The organism is Rhodococcus sp. WS3 (assembly GCF_003797085.1).
Classification (GTDB): Bacteria; Actinomycetota; Actinomycetes; order Mycobacteriales; family Mycobacteriaceae; genus Rhodococcus_F; species Rhodococcus_F globerula.
Genome location: NZ_RKMA01000001.1, coordinates 882,658 through 898,374, shown reverse-complemented (window position 1 = coordinate 898,374; position 15,717 = coordinate 882,658). Strand labels below are relative to the sequence as shown.

Genomic DNA, 15,717 nt, shown 5'->3' with positions numbered 1-15,717 from the left:
TCCGAGGGTAGCGACTGGCAAACGAAGGGTTCCGGCATGCGCGGGTACTACACGGCAGATCAGGTTCGCGAAGCGGAGGCGCCGCTGCTGGCGTCGTTGCCCGACGGAGTGTTGATGCGCCGGGCCGCGTACGGACTCGCTCGGGTTGTTGCCGACGAATTGCGTTTGTACACAGGATTACTCGCTTCGAGGTCGGTGACTCTGCTGGTCGGCAGTGGCGACAACGGCGGTGACGCGCTCTGGGCCGGAGCGTTCCTGCGTAAGCGCGGAGTCGCTGTGCGTGCGGTCCTACTCGACCCGGAGCGCGCGCACCGGCGGGGCCTCGAGGCTTTCCGCCGAGCGGGTGGGCGTATCGAGTCCGACCTCGGTACACCGGATCTGGTGGTCGACGGGATTGTCGGGATTTCGGGTCGTGGTTCGTTACGCCCTGCGGCGGCCGCGCTGGTGGAGCAGGTCCGCTGCCCGATCGTGGCGGTAGATCTTCCCAGTGGTGTGGACGCGAACACCGGGGGCGTCGACGGGCCTGCGGTCACAGCTGCGGTGACGGTGACGTTCGGCGCGCTCAAACCTGTGCATGTGTTGGCACCGCAGCGGTGCGGTCGGGTGGAGCTGATCGACATCGGTCTGGATCTCGGTGAGCCGGATTTCCGCTCCCTTGATCCGGCGGAAGTGGGTGCGCGCTGGCCGGTTCCGGGCCCGAGTGACGACAAGTATTCGCAGGGCGTTGTTGGGGTGATCGCGGGGAGTGCGCAGTATCCGGGGGCTGGTGTGTTGTGTACGGGGGCAGCGGTCACGGCGACGTCGGGTCTGGTGCGTTACGCGGGTCACGGCGCGGCCGAGGTGCTCTCACGTTTCCCCGAGGTGATCGCAAGCGCGGCCTTCGAAGACGCGGGGCGCGTTCAGGCGTGGGTGGTCGGTCCGGGTATGGGGACCGATGCCGACGCGGCGGCGCTGCTTGCATCTGTTCTCGCGACGGATGTCCCGGTCCTGGTCGATGCGGACGGGTTGAGCTTGCTGGCCGAGAATCTTGATCTGGCACGTCGACGCACCGCACCGACGCTTCTGACTCCGCACGCGGGTGAGTTCGCACGATTGGCGGGCACCGAGGTGGGGTCTGATCGGGTCCGTGCCGCGCGCGCCTTGGCATCGGATCTCGGTGTGACGGTGCTCCTCAAAGGTCACACGACAGTCATCGCTGATCGAGGCGGACAGGTGTTGGTCAATGATGCGGGTGGCTCGTGGGCGTCGACCGCCGGATCGGGTGACGTTTTGTCCGGTGTGATCGGGGCGCTGCTCGCTGCCGGGCTTGCACCGCTCGACGCTGCGGCCGTGGGAGCCAGAACACACTCTCTTGCCGCGAACTTGGCGGCCGCAGGCGGCCACGCCGACGTTGCCGGTGCACCGATCTCGGCATCGCCGCTGCTCGGGAGTGTGCGTGACGCAGTAAGAGTGTTGCGCAGCGTCGCGCGGAATTGAGTGATGTCAAACCCGAATTGATGTCGGAACTCGCGAGAGTGGCAGGATTGACGCCATGAAGCTTGCCGAAGGAAGAGCCCCGAAAGACCCAGAAGAAGGGGAGTCGGCAAGCGTCGCGGCAACAGGAGGTCCGCAGACCGAGGCGGTCGTGGACCTCGATGCCATCGCCCACAACGTGCGGGTTCTTCGTGAGTTCGCCGGTGACGCGGCACTGATGGCAGTCATCAAAGCTGACGGGTACAACCACGGCGCCGTTGCTGTTGCGCGCACTGCACTCTCCGCCGGTGCCCGCGAACTCGGTGTCACCACGATCGGCGAGGCCTTGGTCCTGCGGGCAGCGGGGATCACCGCTCCGGTACTGGCGTGGCTGCATGGCGTCGACGCCGATTTTGCCGCCGCCATTTCCGCCGACGTGGAAATCGGGGTGTCGTCTCCGCGGCACCTGGCCGCGGTGGTGACCGCCGCGCGGGATCTCGGACGAACTGCCACGGTGACGCTGAAGGTCGACACCGGACTCAATCGCAACGGCGTCTCGCAGACCGACTGGCCGCAGATGCTGGCAGACCTCGTCGCGGCTCGAAACGAGGGCACGATCCGGTTGCGCGGAGTGTTCTCGCATTTGGCGCATTCGGACGAACCGCACCACGACGTCATCGACCACCAGAAGCAACGTCTGATCGATGCAGTTGCCGACGTCCGGGCTCACGGATTCGAACCCGAGGTCGTGCACCTTTCAAACTCGGCGGCGACGGTAACCCGTCCTGACCTGCGATTTGACATGGTTCGGCCGGGAATTGCGATATACGGGTTGTCGCCCGTACCAGAGATGGGCGATTTCGGTCTCCGACCGGCAATGACGTTGCGAGCGAAGGTGATTCTGGTGAAGAAGGTGGCTGCCGGTGAGGGGGTTTCCTACGGACACCTCTGGACCGCGCCGCGCGACACCACCCTGGCACTGCTCCCCGTCGGCTATGCCGACGGGCTTCCGCGCTCGTTGAGTGGGCGTTTCGAGGTCCAACTCGGCGGTAAGCGTCGTCAAGCCGTCGGACGGATCTGCATGGACCAGGTGATGGTCGACCTCGGACCGGACGGTGACGGTGTTCGCGAGGGCGACACCGCCATTTTCTTCGGCAACGGAGATCAGGGCGAACCCAACGCGCAAGCCTGGGCGGAAGTGCTGGACACCATTCACTACGAGATCGTGACCGGCCTGCGCGGGCGAACCGAACGTACGTACATCGGCGGGGAGGGTATCTCGTGAAGACTGCAGGACGAATGAGCATCCTCGGTGGGCTCCTCAGTGCGATTGCACTCGGTTCCATGGCCGGCGTCAACGCGTTGAAGACGGCCACTCGGCCAGGTCGAGAGATCTACGCAGACGAAGACTTCGACCTGATGACGCGGGACCGCGCGAGCGTTGTACGCACCGACGACGGGGTTGATCTGGCAGTCCGCGAAGTCGGGCCGGACGACGCTCCACTGACGGTTGTCTTTGTGCACGGATATTGTCTGAGCGCGTTTTCCTGGCATTTTCAGCGTCGTCAGCTTGCCGAGCGGTGGGGTGACGACGTTCGGATGGTGTTCTACGACCAGCGCGGGCACGGTGATTCGGGCATGCCCCGCGCAAAGAGTTGTACGGTCTCGCAACTCGGCCGTGATCTGGCGTCGGTCATCGAAGCCAAGGTGCCGATCGGTCCGGTTGTGCTTGTCGGTCATTCGATGGGCGGCATGACAGTGCTCGCGCTTGCCGGTCAGCGACCGGAATGGTTCGCCGGTGGCCGAGTTGTCGGTGTCGGGTTGGTATCGACCACCGCAGCGGGTCTCGCCGAAACCGGACTCACTCGCAATCTGCAGAATCCGATCATCGACGGTTTCCGTCTGGCTGTGCGGACGTCCCCGGGCGTCGTACAGCATGCCCGTGGCGCTGCGCGCGTGCTCATCACACCGATCCTGCGGGCCGCGTCGTACGGCACGGACGTGAGCCCTCGACTGCACGAGCTGTCGGACGGGATGCTCGATCGCACGTCGGTTGTCACCATCGTCAATTTTCTGCGGACCCTCGAATTGCATGACGAGAGTGGGTCTCTGCCCGTCCTCGCGCACACTCCGGCTGTCGTGATCTGCGGCGATCAGGACATGATGATTCCGTTTGCCAGCTCGCAACTGTTGGCGGATGCGTTGCCGGAGTCCGAACTGGTGCGAATTCGCGGCGGCGGTCACCTGATCCAGCTGGAGTTCCCGGCTATCGTCACGGATGCGATCGAGAGTCTTGTCTCACGTACACATAGTCAAGTGAGGTCCGATGTCGGCTGAAACCCTCCCTGAATCAGGAACCGTCACGCTGGAGACGACGGAAGACACGGAGGCATTCGGTCGCAGGCTGGCGGCCGGACTTGTCGCCGGTGACCTCGTGGTTCTCGACGGTCCCCTCGGCGCCGGAAAAACGGCACTGACCCGCGGTATCGGTGCGGGCCTCGGCGTGCAGGGACGCGTGACGTCACCGACATTTGTCATCGCGCGCGAGCATCGCCCCGGCATTCGCGCCCACGGCGGAACACCCGTCGGGATGATTCACGTCGACGCGTATCGCCTCGGCGACAGCGGGCCGCACGCTCTTGACGAGCTCGACGCCCTGGACCTCGATACCGACCTCACCGATGCGGTGGTCGTGGTGGAGTGGGGCGGCGACGTCGTGGAACGCCTTGTCGAGCGTCACTTGCGGGTGCAGCTTCACCGTGAACCCGAGTCGGATGTCCGGACGGCCAGTTGGGCATGGACGTCGTGACACTGCTCCCACCGTTGAAAGTAGTTCTTCACGTGCGAGTACCCTGAGTTATCGTGCTTGTTCTCGCGATTGATACCTCCACGCCGGCCGTCACCGCCGGAGTTGTCTCACTCTCGCCTCTCGGTGAGGTTTCGACGCTCGCCGTTCGGGTGACAGTGAACCCCCGCGCACATGCCGAGGTGCTCACCCCGCATGTTCTCGAATGCCTCGCAGAGGCGTCGATCACGCCGGCAGACCTGGGCGCCGTGGTGGTGGGCGTGGGACCTGGTCCGTACACCGGCCTGCGGGTGGGGATGGCGACCGGCGCCGCGTTCGGTGACGCGCTCAGTGTCCCGGTCTACGGTGTGTGCAGCCTCGACGCCATTGCCGCGGCAGTGCAGACGCCAGGCAACCTGCTTGTCGTGACCGATGCACGTCGACGTGAAATCTATTGGGCTCGTTACGATGAGGGCGTTCGAGTGGAAGGCCCCGCAGTGAATTCGCCGGGCGACGTTGACGCGTCGCCGTCGACGATTGTTGCCGGATCTGCTTCGCACGTAGACCTTTTCGATCTCCGGGTCGAGCCTGCGGAGACGCCGTCTCCAGCCGGTTTGGTCACTGTTGCAGCGCAAGACATTCTGGCCGGTTCGATTCCGGAACCGCTCGAGCCGCTGTATCTACGCCGCCCGGACGCCAAGACCTTGGCGGAACGCGGCAAATGAGTTACACCATCACGTCGATGACGGTCGACGACGCCGAGCGGTGTGCCGAGTTGGAACGTGCCCTCTTTGCGGGGGACGGGCCGTGGACCGCTCAGGCTTTTGTCTCCGAGTTGGCCGGCTCGCACAATCACTACTTCGTGGCTCGTGAGCCCGACGGTCGTGTTCTGGGGTACGCCGGAGTTGCATTGTTGGGCGCGCCGCCCAACATCGAAGCCGAAGTGCACACCATCGGAACGGATCCGGGTGCGCAGCGCCGCGGTATCGGCGGGGCTTTGCTCGATGCGCTCTTGGCTCTCGCGGACGACCGGGGAGCAGACGTGTTCCTGGAAGTGCGCACCGACAACGAACCGGCAATCGCTCTGTATCGGCGTGAGGGATTCGAGATCGTCGGAACCCGAAAGAAGTACTACCAGCCCAGCGGGGCAGATGCGTTCACGATGCGGCGGCCCGCCGTAGGTGTTCGCAAGAATGAGGAGCAGCAAGCATGATCGTCATGGGTGTCGAAAGCTCGTGCGACGAAACAGGAGTCGGCATCGTTCGTTGGAACGGTGACGGAACCTGTGATTTGTTGGCGGACGAAGTGGCGTCGAGTGTGGATCAGCACGCCCGGTACGGCGGAGTGGTGCCTGAGGTTGCGTCGCGCGCTCATCTCGAGGCAATCGTCCCGACCATGCGGCGTGCTCTCGCGGCGGCCGGTATCGAGAAGCCCGACGCTCTGGCCGTGACGATCGGACCCGGCCTGGCGGGCGCCCTGTTGGTGGGTGTGGCGGCAGCCAAAGCCTATGCGGCAGCGTGGAACATCCCGTTCTATGCGGTCAATCACCTCGGTGGCCACGTATCGGTCGACACCCTCGAGCACGGACCGTTGCCGTCGTGCGTGGCCCTTCTGGTCTCCGGTGGGCACACGCATTTGCTGCACGTCGAGGATCTCGGAAAGCCGATCGTCGAACTCGGAACAACCGTCGACGACGCTGCCGGTGAAGCCTTCGACAAGGTTGCGCGACTTCTCGGTCTCGGGTTCCCCGGTGGACCGGCCTTGGACGCGGCTGCGCAGGAAGGTGATCCGAACGCGATCCCGTTCCCGCGTGGCATGACGGGCCCGCGCGACTCGCGTCACGACTTCTCCTTCTCCGGGCTCAAGACGTCCGTTGCTCGCTATGTGGAGTCGAAACAGCGTGCGGAAGAAGCTTTTTCGATTCCGGATATCGCAGCGTCGTTCCAAGAGGCGGTGGCCGACGTCCTGACGATGAAGGCGGTTCGTGCCGCCAAGGATGTCGGCGTCGACACCGTGGTGCTCGGCGGAGGAGCAACCGCGAACTCTCGCATTCGTAGCCTCGCCGAGCAGCGGTGCGCCGAGTCCGGTCTCACGCTGCGTATCCCGAAGCCGAGGTTGTGTACCGACAACGGAGTGATGATCGCTTCGCTGGCCGCGCACCTGATCGGTGCCGGAGCCGGGCCGTCGGAATTGAGTGTTGCAACCGATCCGGGATTGTCCGTCTCGATCAGCCAAGTTCTGCGCTAGGTCAGCCGACCGGTACAGGCAGGTGAGCGGTGGGGGTCGGCGCCGCGTTCTCCGTCGTCGGCTCGGGTGATGCGGACTCTGTGGGAGTCTCGGCGGTGGTTTCGGTGGAACCGGAACCACCGTTTCCGCCTTCGCCCGGAGCCAGTTCCGAAGGCCCACTCGGAATCTGTGGCAGGTTCTCCGGCCACCACGACGGTGTATCCGGCAGCGTGATGCCGGGAAGTGTCGGCCGGGCCGGGATGGTGGTCGTGGTTGTCGGCGGAAGAGTTGTCGGCGGAACGGTTGTCGTCGGTGTGGACGTGTCCGACGGCGGCGCGGGCGACAACGTGAACTGATGTGTCTCGTACGGCTGTGTTCCGTACGGCTGCGTTCCGTACGGCTGTGCCCGGTACGGGACTGTTGTGTGGACAACCGTGGGCACGGGGTCATGTGACGGGATGACTGTGGAACCGGTGCTCGGAACGACGTCGGTTGTGGTGTGCGTTGTGGTCGATCCGGTGCCGGCCGGCGAAATCGGCGTGTTGTCGGTCGGGACGACTTCCTTGGCGGCATAACCCAATACGAGTCCACCGACGACTAGCGCGCCGATCAGCGCGCCCGACGCTTTGGCGGCCGGACGGATGCGCTCGGAAGTTTCCGAGCCTGCCAACGGGTAACGCAACGACGTCGCGGAATCTGCAAGTAGTGCAGCACCTTTGGCTGCGGCTGCTTCGGGCTCGTCGAATTCGACTGTCGGGACTCGTGCGGCGTCTGCGATTGCCGTACGCACAGTGGGGATATGCGCGCCGCCGCCGATGAGGACAATGGCCTCGACGGTGTGTGGTGCCGCGCTCAGGACGCTGCGGATCAGCGTGAGCGCGCGCTCGACATCCGCGGCGATGATGTCCTCGAACTCGACCCGGGTGATCGTGATGGGCCCACGTGGCAGGTCGATCGTGACGCTGCGAGTGGTGGAGAGTTGTTCCTTCGCGACGTGGCAGCGCGACATCAGTAGTTCGGTGTCGGTGTGTCGGCCGAGTGGATGAGGGTACTTGTCGGTGACAAACCCGACGAGGGCTGCGTCGATGCCTGCACCGGCAAGAGCGTCGGTGCGTTCGGAGATGAGGATCTCGCCGCTGTGATCGACCACGGACACGCTCAGGCCGCTATCGCCGAGGTCTATCTGCGCGGTGGCGCCGTAGCGTGCAGTCTTGCCTGTTTCTGCGAGATAGGCGTGCACCGCGGCCGGTTCGGGAATGAGCCGAACGCGGTTCGGCGACTTCGCGAGCGAGGATCGGATGCTCGCGAGCTGTTGGTCGGTCGAGTATGTGACCCCGATGGATCGAGGGGCAGCGGCGCGATCGGACACCTGCGTGGTCATCAGCTTGATCGACGCGCGCACCAAGTCTCCGACGTTGGTGTTGACCTGATCGGCGGAGACGAATCGTGTTTCGGCAGGCAAACTACCGGGTGTGGCTTCTGCGGAATCGGTATCGACGAGCGCGGAGTAGACGCCCGACGAACCCGTCGACATTCCCAGTGATGAACCCATCTTGCACCCCCTCGCAGGTGTTTCTGTGACCGCATATCGGTCGCCGTTACATGAACGTTACAGAACGATCGGCACGATTGCTCGGCAGGTTTCTGTGAGGAGGAGAACTTTTCGTACCGAAACGGTGGTTTTACCAGCGGGATTGCCGAATATTGAATTATGCGGAAAAAAGTCGAATCCCGGCAGATGGATACGCGTCAACGCCGTCGATTGATCGCGGGGGCGATACTGCGGCCGATACTGACCGTCGTCGCGTTGGGTTGTGCGTATTTCCTGTTGCCGTGGACCGACGCGCATACCGTCAGCGCATTTGCTCTGTTGGTCGCAGGCGGTGTCGCGGTACTGGGTGTCGCTGCCTGGCAGATCAAGCGAATCCTGAATTCGGATGTGCCGGCGTTGCAGGCCGTCGAGGCGGCATCTGTCGTGGTGCCGACGTATCTTCTGATCGTCTCGATGACCTATTTTGCTGTCGCAGGGGCCGACCCGACAAGTTTCACCGAACCGTTGTCGAGGATGGGTGCGCTCTATTTCTCGCTGTCCGTGTTCTCGACCGTCGGGTTCGGGGACATCGCCGCGAAAACTGATCTGGCCAGGGCATTGGTGTCGCTTCAGATCGTCTGCAACCTGGTGCTGATCGGCTTTGGCGTCCGCTTTGTTATTGCTGCCGTGTCCTGGTCCAAGGAACACAGGACACGGCAGACGAAGCCAGGTGACGCTAGCGAATGACGGGAACCAGCAGCTCGACGTTCTGATCGACACCGGCGCCGGTCAGCTTGGGATCGCGGTGAATGTCGTTGAAGGACAGTTCGCGGTACAGCGATGCCAGGCCCTCGGGCGATTTGTCACTGTGATCGACCGAGTACGGACTCTCGGCTTCGAAGAGCGTCGCGAGCAGCGAGACGGTGCCGTCGCCGTTGTCCGCGATTTCGATGATCCGGCCGAGCTGCGGGAAGTCGATGTGCGAAGCGGTGTTGATCTCCCAGAACCCCTGTTCCGGCGTGACACCGGGCCACGGGGTGATCTTGTTCTCGTGTGTGTGGCCGTTGACCCAGGCAAGAACGTTGGGGAAGCGGTGCAACAGTTCGAGAAGCTGCGAACCACGGAAGCGTGGCTCGAGGATGTTCTCGGGGTCGGGGATGAGATTGTCCATCGTGTCGCTCGTGTGGTGGCTGAACAGCACGAAGTAGGTGTCGTCGCGGGACTGTGTGATCTTGGACCCGGCAGCGTCGAAGAACGTGCTGCTGCCGGCCCGAAGGGTGTCTTCGATCCAGCGGAACTGCGCTGCGCCCAGGGAGCCGTCGACAAAGCCGGCACGGTTGGTGGAGTCCATGCTGATTCCGACGACGCCGGGAGCGATCTCGAAGGAGTAGTAACCGATGCCGGTGTGATCGGCGTCCGGTGCAAATCCGTGACCAACCGGACCCGGACCGGTATGCGCCGGATCGAGGTGCGCGGCGATGAACTGCTTCGGCGTGAAGGGAGCACGGGCCGGGTCCGGGGTGACCTGGCGCGGGGGCGTCGTGAAGGCGGACAGAATTCCCGGAATGGCGCTCGGATCGAACTTGGTGGCGATGTCGATCTGCTTGGCCTGTTCCGGTGAGCCGGGAACCTCGAACTTGAGCGATCCGGTGTACATGGCCTCTAGCGGCGGGATGCCGCTGGGAACGGTGCCGGACACCGAATCGTCGTGGTTGCCGAACACGCAGTACCAGGGAGTGTTCAGGCCAGGGCTCGAGACAGGGGTGAATGCGGCTCCGAAGAAATTGGGAATCTCGGGGAAGCCCGCCTTCTTGTACATGTCGAGCATCGGCGATTCCGGGTTCCAGTACAGATCTGCTCCGGAGTTCTGGACACCTTCGTAGCGGTCCTTCGCACCGGTGTTCGCAACGATCGTGCCGCCGTTGAGTGCGGTCAGGAACCAGTCGAGTTCGGCATGTTCCTTGTTGTCCGTGTTGTCGCCGGTGGTGACAACTGCGTCGAACGGGCGTGCCGTGTGCGGACCGCATCCAATGGAATTGACGCTTCGGACAAGCGAAATCAGGCCGTGCGCAGTCAGCGTTTCCTGAGGACGGAAAGCGGAACCGGTGATCTGGTGGACGTATTCGAAGCGCATCGGCGACTGCGCGTCGAGGATGTGGACGTCGGTCAACTGCACGATCGATGCCAATGCGGTGCGACGGTCTTCGCGGCCGGACTTGGGTTCCGCGAGTTCGCCGCGCACGATGTTTGCCCAGCCAGGACCGGCTCCGAGTTTGCGGTAGCCGCTGCTGCCGATCGGCGTCGCGACTGCGTCGAGTGTGGTGCCCGCGCCCGACGTGGGCAGGGGAGCGGCGCCGGCATATTGCAGTCCCCACGGCTTGGCGCTCAGACCTACGGCGCCCACGGCGCCGAGTCCGGCAAAGGTCAGGAAACTACGGCGGTTGATGTTCGTCACGAATGAACAATAGGTGAACAAATTGGACGTGGGTCTGATTTCGCTGAGGACGAAGAGAAAAAACCCGCCCAGTCCTTGAGGGTTGGCACTCTCACGTATAGAGTGCCAATTGGCGCTGATCGAGTTCCGGCACCCGCGACGACGGGACTGCAGTGACGCGCCGTAAACGTCAAACCCAATCGCGTCTCGAGCAACCCTCGGGCGCACATACCCATGGAGGGCTCATCGTGGCGAGCGTCAACATCAAGCCGCTCGAGGACAAGATCCTCGTCCAGGCCAACGAGGCTGAAACGACGACGGCTTCCGGCCTGGTCATTCCTGACACAGCCAAGGAAAAGCCCCAGGAGGGCACCGTCGTTGCAGTCGGCGAAGGCCGCGTCAACGAGCAGGGCAACCGCATCCCGGTCGACGTCAAGGAGGGTGACACGGTCATCTACTCCAAGTACGGCGGAACCGAGATCAAGTACGCCGGCCAGGAGTACCTGATTCTGTCGGCACGCGACGTGCTGGCTGTCGTCTCCAAGTAAGACACACGTGATCCGCCCCGGAGTCCACACAGGATCCCGGGGCGGAATGCGTTCACGCCCCGAAGATTCAGGAGCTGACAGAACAGATGTCCAAGCAAATTGCGTTCAACGAGACCGCGCGGCGTGCTCTCGAAGCAGGCGTCGACAAGCTCGCCGACGCCGTCAAGGTGACCTTGGGCCCGCGTGGACGCCACGTCGTGCTCGCCAAGGCATTCGGCGGCCCCACCGTCACTAACGACGGTGTGAGCATCGCCCGTGAGATCGATCTCGAAGATCCCTTCGAGAACCTCGGCGCACAGCTCGTCAAGAGTGTCGCCACCAAGACCAACGATGTTGCCGGCGACGGCACCACCACCGCTACGGTTCTCGCTCAGGCGATCGTGCGCGGCGGACTCAAGAACATTGCCGCGGGCGCAAACCCGATGGCACTCGGCGTCGGAATCAACGCTGCCGCAGACAAGGTCGTCGAGGCGCTCATCGCCGCAGCAACTCCGGTCGAGGGCAAGAAGTCCATCGCTCAGGTTGCCACCGTCTCCTCGCGTGACGAGGAAATCGGCGAAATGGTCGGCGAAGCACTCACCCGTGTCGGCACCGACGGCGTTGTCACGGTCGAGGAATCCTCTACCGTTGCAACCGAACTCGTTGTCACCGAAGGTGTTCAGTTCGACAAGGGCTACCTCTCGCCCTACTTCGTCACCGACATCGATTCGCAGAAGGCCGTCTACGAAGACGCGCTGATCCTGCTCTTCCGCGAGAAGATCAGCTCACTGCCCGACTTCCTGCCGCTGCTCGAGAAGGTTGCCGAATCCGGCAAGCCGCTCTTGATCATCGCCGAGGACGTCGAGGGTGAAGTTCTCTCCACTCTGGTGGTCAACTCGATCCGCAAGACGATCAAGGCTGTCGCCGTGAAGGCACCGTTCTTCGGTGACCGTCGCAAGGCGTTCCTCGACGATCTTGCCGTTGTCACCGCAGGCACCGTCATCAACACCGACGTCGGACTCTCCCTCAAGGAAGCCGGACTCGACCTGCTCGGCAGCGCACGCCGCGTTGTCGTCACCAAGGACGAGACCGTCATCGTCGACGGCGCAGGAACGGCAGACGACATCGCGACCCGCGTTGCGCAGCTTCGCCGCGAGATCGAGAACACCGATTCCGACTGGGATCGCGAGAAGCTCGAAGAGCGTCTGGCGAAGCTGTCCGGCGGAGTTGCGGTCATCAAGGTCGGCGCAGCCACCGAGACCGATCTCAAGGAACGTAAGTTCCGCGTCGAAGATGCCGTCAACGCAGCCAAGGCTGCTGTTGCCGAGGGCATCGTCCCCGGCGGTGGATCGGCACTCGTTCAGGCCGGCGTCGAACTCGCCGACAACCTCGGCTTCACCGGTGACGAAGCTACCGGCGTCGCAGTGGTTCGCGCAGCACTCAACGCTCCGCTGTTCTGGATCGCATCCAATGCCGGCATCGACGGTTCCGTCGTTGTCAGCAAGGTTGCGGATCTCCCCAAGGGGCATGGCTTCAACGCCGCGACCCTGACGTACGGCGACCTGCTCGCCGACGGCGTCATCGACCCCGTCAAGGTCACCCGCTCGGCAGTGGTCAACGCCGCTTCCGTTGCTCGGATGATCCTGACCACCGAGAGCGCCGTTGTCGAGAAGCCGACCGAAGAAGTAGCTGACACCGGACACGGTCACAGCCACTAGGTTTCACGCACGAAAAGCGATCCCCCACCGAAAGTTGGTGGGGGATCGCTTTTTTCGTTTTCTGCTCAGACCAGCGGAATGATGGCGAACGGATCGCCCGTCGGCTGAGTCGATCCACCAGGAGGCTCGATCGTAAATGCCAGCTTGGTGTTGGGACCGATATTGTCCAGTACAACCTGAGTGGTCGGCTTGACGTCGGCAGGTGCCATGGTGCCCTTCGGAGTCATGGTGCTACCGTCCGGCGAGACCAGCCACATCTGATAAACCTGGTCCTGGCTCGGGGGAGTCACACCGTTCATCGTCAACACCGCGGCATCCTCGGACGGCGAAAACGCCGTTGTCGCGGTGCCGCCGCCGGGTACGTCCAGCGTGGTCGAGTGCATGTCGGGCGCGGCCATAATCTCGGAAACGGTGGTCGGCGACGGAGTGTTGTCGGTGATCTGGACGCCGATTCCGATACCCCCGGCCACGATGACCACGGCCGCTGCAGCGGCTAGTGCGACGGTCCATGGGCGTCGACGCTTGCGATGACTGGCAAGGGAGACCGGCGGAGCCAATTCCGGCGATTGTGGTGTCTCGGCAATAGCGTCGAGTAGGCGAGCGCGGAGCCCTGGCGGAGGTTCGACTGCGTCGACGATGCTCAGAGCAGCCATCGTCTCGGCGGCGAGCCGGACCTGAGATTCGAATTCCGCTCGAGTGGCCGCGTCAGTGCCTTCCAGGAGAACGTCGACAGCCCGACGCTCATCGGGGTCGAGGGCATCGATCGCGTAGGGGTGTGCCCAGCCGATCAGCTCTTCGTCCATCTCAGTTCACCCCCAGACATCTGCGTAGCCGGAGTAGTCCGTCGCGGATTCGTGACTTTATCGTGGGTATCGCCACGCCGAGGTCTTCGGCTACTTCTCGGTACGTTCGCCCGCCGTAGTACGCCAATGTCAAAGCTTCTCGCTGGGTCGCCGTCACCGATTCCAAACAGTCGGTGACGGCGCGATGTTCGTCTTTGCGAGTGACTTCTTCGCTGACGACGTCGAATTCGGGAGTCGAATTCGTGGTGTCGTACAGGGCCTGTCGATCCGTACTCGACTGTTCCGACCGCACCCGGTCGACGGCTCGTCGGTGAGCAAGAGTGAGTAGCCACGATAAGGCCGACCCGCGAACCGGATCGAAGGTGTCCACCGTTTTCCAGGCCTGGAGATACACCTCTTGGACAGTTTCTTCGGAGAAACCCGGATCGCGAAGGACCCGGAGAACCATCCCGTGCACGCGTGAACTGGTCCGGTCGTAGAACTCGGCGAATGCCGATTGATCGCCCCGAGCGACATTCTCGAGGATCAGCGCGAGTTCGCGGGATTCCGTGATCCGGGCGGTGCGCGCTGCAGAATTGTCGGTCGGACAAGCGTCGGTGTGCTCTGGGGCCTCGTTCGGTTCACTCACGTCGCGTGGCTCACCCGAGCTGAGTAATCCCGCCCCGAAGGTTCGTGTTGTTTCATCGACTACAACCGTAGCGTGCATGTCCGGTTCTTTTCTGTTGGCCCGCCGCTACTGCTGTGCGCCTTTGGTAACCGACGCGGTTGACAAAGGCGCACAGCAAGGGGGATTACTGCGGCATCAGCACCGAATCGATGAGGTAGACGGTGGCATTTGCGGTCTTGACGCCACCACAGAGGACGGTTGCGTCATTGACCTTGATGTCGTCGCCCGATCCGGTGACGGTGACCGTTCCACCTTCGGCGGTGGTGTGGGTGCCGTCGATATCGGCGGGAGCGATCTGACCGGGAACCACGTGATAGGTGAGGATCTTCGTCAGCGTTGCGCTGTCGGTCTTGAGGCTGTCGATTGTGGCCGGGTCGATTTTCGCGAAAGCGGCGTCGACGGGAGCGAAGACGGTGAACTCACCACCGTTGAGGGTGTCGACCAGATTGACGTCCGGATTGAGCTGACCGGATACGGCCGCGGTCAGTGTGGTGAGGAGCGGATTGTTCGACGCGGCTGTCACGACCGGGTCCTGCGCCATTCCGCTGACCGAGCCGGCGCCGGTCGGCACTGCCGCTGCGTAGTCCGCGCAACCTGCCCCGACGAGATCCGATGCGGGGTCTGCCATTGCACTGGTCGTCGACATCGACATGCTCGACGTTGTCGTCGCAGCGCTGGACGTGGCATCCGACGAATCATCGCTGTCGGATGAACAACCGACAATGCCGACAAGTGCGAATGACGCTGCTGCCGTGACTGCCAGAACTCGAGTGGAGGTGTTCATGGGTCTGCCTTCCGTAGATGAAGTGCCGGTGTGCACGTTCCGTACAAGGCATTCGGAGTCAGCAGTGAGGTGGATGGGTCGAGACACGAAAAGACCTCGAGACACGAAAAGACCTCGTGACACGAGAAAGCCCCCGAGTTCGTCGGGGGCTCTCTGGTCTCGGTCTGCGGGGTAAGCAGGTTGTGCAGTGCTGTGCTGTGCAGTGCAGTGCAGTGCAGTGAAAGGGAGAAGGAGGCTTGGTTTGACCTACGAGGATTTACGACGCCAGGCGGCCGTTCCGTCGGTGGCGTGCATACAGTTCGCGTTCGGTTTCCGACATCCCGCCCCAGATGCCGTACGGCTCGGAGACGGTCAGTGCGTGAGAGCGGCACTGAATGAGAACCGGGCACTGGTGGCACATTTCCTTGGCTCGCGTTTCGCGTTGCGCTCGGGCTCGTCCGCGTTCGCCGTCCGGGTGAAAGAACATCGAGGAGTCGACTCCGCGGCACAGTCCGTGCATCTGCCAGTCCCAGATGTCTGCGTTCGGCCCGGGAAGATGATTAGGTGCAGGCATGTTGACTCCTTACTGCAAGCTCGTCGTGATCAACGAGCGGACCAAGTAGCCCGAAGATTATCCGGGCTTTCTATCGTTCACGCTTGCTAACCGTAAGGGTGCTGAGTAAATCGCGTCAATAGCCTCGATGAGTGGTGAGCGGCATATCTCGCAAAGCAAGATTTAACGAGAGAAATATTTACATTTCGACCACCTCGTGTGTAAGTGATCCGTTGCCGAATGATTGACAGTGTGGAG

Annotated in this window: 16 protein-coding genes; 10 read left to right on the top strand and 6 right to left on the bottom strand. The window is 63.1% G+C overall.

Translation table 11 applies throughout. From position 1 onward, the window contains the following. Positions 1–36 precede the first annotated feature (36 nt). The 7 genes from EEB13_RS04090 to tsaD are packed head-to-tail and all read left to right on the top strand — an operon-like array spanning position 37 to position 6,484. Complete coding sequence (locus EEB13_RS04090; RefSeq protein WP_141484671.1) at positions 37–1,476, top strand: NAD(P)H-hydrate dehydratase; 1,440 nt, start codon at positions 37–39, stop codon at positions 1,474–1,476. A 55-nt stretch (positions 1,477–1,531) separates the two neighbouring features. Continuing rightward, positions 1,532–2,737, top strand: coding sequence for an alanine racemase (gene alr / locus EEB13_RS04085; protein WP_045070789.1), 1,206 nt, complete (start codon positions 1,532–1,534; stop codon positions 2,735–2,737). Beyond that, entirely contained in the window at positions 2,734–3,789 is a 1,056-nt protein-coding gene (locus EEB13_RS04080) for an alpha/beta fold hydrolase (protein ID WP_084703047.1), read from the top strand. The genes alr and EEB13_RS04080 overlap by 4 nt, the downstream gene beginning before the upstream one ends. After that, positions 3,779–4,261, top strand: a complete 483-nt coding sequence (tsaE, locus tag EEB13_RS04075) for a tRNA (adenosine(37)-N6)-threonylcarbamoyltransferase complex ATPase subunit type 1 TsaE (RefSeq protein ID WP_141484670.1) — start codon at positions 3,779–3,781, stop codon at positions 4,259–4,261. The genes EEB13_RS04080 and tsaE overlap by 11 nt, the downstream gene beginning before the upstream one ends. A gap of 53 nt (positions 4,262–4,314) precedes the next feature. Continuing rightward, a complete protein-coding gene (gene tsaB, locus EEB13_RS04070) occupies positions 4,315–4,962 on the top strand; it encodes a tRNA (adenosine(37)-N6)-threonylcarbamoyltransferase complex dimerization subunit type 1 TsaB (protein WP_033231338.1) in 648 nt (215 codons plus the stop codon). Continuing rightward, complete coding sequence (gene rimI / locus EEB13_RS04065) at positions 4,959–5,450, top strand: ribosomal protein S18-alanine N-acetyltransferase (RefSeq protein ID WP_033231337.1); 492 nt, start codon at positions 4,959–4,961, stop codon at positions 5,448–5,450. The genes tsaB and rimI overlap by 4 nt, the downstream gene beginning before the upstream one ends. After that, the gene (tsaD, locus tag EEB13_RS04060; RefSeq protein ID WP_033231336.1) at positions 5,447–6,484 is read left to right on the top strand and encodes a tRNA (adenosine(37)-N6)-threonylcarbamoyltransferase complex transferase subunit TsaD; all 1,038 of its coding nucleotides are present in this window, start codon (positions 5,447–5,449) and stop codon (positions 6,482–6,484) included. The genes rimI and tsaD overlap by 4 nt, the downstream gene beginning before the upstream one ends. 1 nt (position 6,485) lies before the next feature. Here tsaD and EEB13_RS04055 read toward each other — a convergent pair whose 3' ends face one another. Further along, the gene (locus tag EEB13_RS04055; protein ID WP_141484669.1) at positions 6,486–8,015 is read right to left on the bottom strand and encodes an Hsp70 family protein; all 1,530 of its coding nucleotides are present in this window, start codon (positions 8,013–8,015) and stop codon (positions 6,486–6,488) included. A 159-nt stretch (positions 8,016–8,174) separates the two neighbouring features. Here EEB13_RS04055 and EEB13_RS04050 point away from each other — a divergent pair, with 159 nt between their 5' ends. Then, positions 8,175–8,741, top strand: a complete 567-nt coding sequence (locus EEB13_RS04050) for a potassium channel family protein (RefSeq protein ID WP_141484668.1) — start codon at positions 8,175–8,177, stop codon at positions 8,739–8,741. On the opposite strand, the gene EEB13_RS04045 is transcribed toward EEB13_RS04050, so the two are convergent. Then, positions 8,731–10,449 carry a TIGR03767 family metallophosphoesterase gene (locus EEB13_RS04045; RefSeq protein WP_033231538.1) on the bottom strand — a complete coding sequence of 573 codons (1,719 nt, stop codon included), beginning with the start codon at positions 10,447–10,449 and terminating at the stop codon, positions 8,731–8,733. The genes EEB13_RS04050 and EEB13_RS04045 overlap by 11 nt on opposite strands. Positions 10,450–10,676: 227 nt before the next feature. On the opposite strand from EEB13_RS04045, the gene groES reads away from it, so the two are divergent. Then, positions 10,677–10,976, top strand: a complete 300-nt coding sequence (gene groES, locus EEB13_RS04040; RefSeq protein WP_003940763.1) for a co-chaperone GroES — start codon at positions 10,677–10,679, stop codon at positions 10,974–10,976. A gap of 86 nt (positions 10,977–11,062) precedes the next feature. Next, positions 11,063–12,673, top strand: coding sequence for a chaperonin GroEL (groL, locus tag EEB13_RS04035; protein ID WP_033231334.1), 1,611 nt, complete (start codon positions 11,063–11,065; stop codon positions 12,671–12,673). A 65-nt stretch (positions 12,674–12,738) separates the two neighbouring features. On the opposite strand, the gene EEB13_RS04030 is transcribed toward groL, so the two are convergent. The 4 genes from EEB13_RS04030 to EEB13_RS04015 form a co-directional block, all read right to left on the bottom strand. Beyond that, positions 12,739–13,476: an anti-sigma factor gene (locus EEB13_RS04030; protein ID WP_141484667.1), complete on the bottom strand. Its 738-nt coding sequence runs from the start codon at positions 13,474–13,476 to the stop codon at positions 12,739–12,741. Position 13,477: 1 nt separating this feature from the next. After that, the gene (locus tag EEB13_RS04025; protein WP_033231332.1) at positions 13,478–14,182 is read right to left on the bottom strand and encodes a sigma-70 family RNA polymerase sigma factor; all 705 of its coding nucleotides are present in this window, start codon (positions 14,180–14,182) and stop codon (positions 13,478–13,480) included. Between the two features lie 85 nt (positions 14,183–14,267). Next, positions 14,268–14,927 carry a fasciclin domain-containing protein gene (locus EEB13_RS04020; RefSeq protein WP_033231331.1) on the bottom strand — a complete coding sequence of 220 codons (660 nt, stop codon included), beginning with the start codon at positions 14,925–14,927 and terminating at the stop codon, positions 14,268–14,270. Positions 14,928–15,183: 256 nt separating this feature from the next. After that, positions 15,184–15,480 (bottom strand): WhiB family transcriptional regulator, encoded by a 297-nt coding sequence (locus EEB13_RS04015; RefSeq protein WP_033231330.1) that lies wholly within the window; start codon positions 15,478–15,480, stop codon positions 15,184–15,186. Positions 15,481–15,717: the final 237 nt, after the last annotated feature.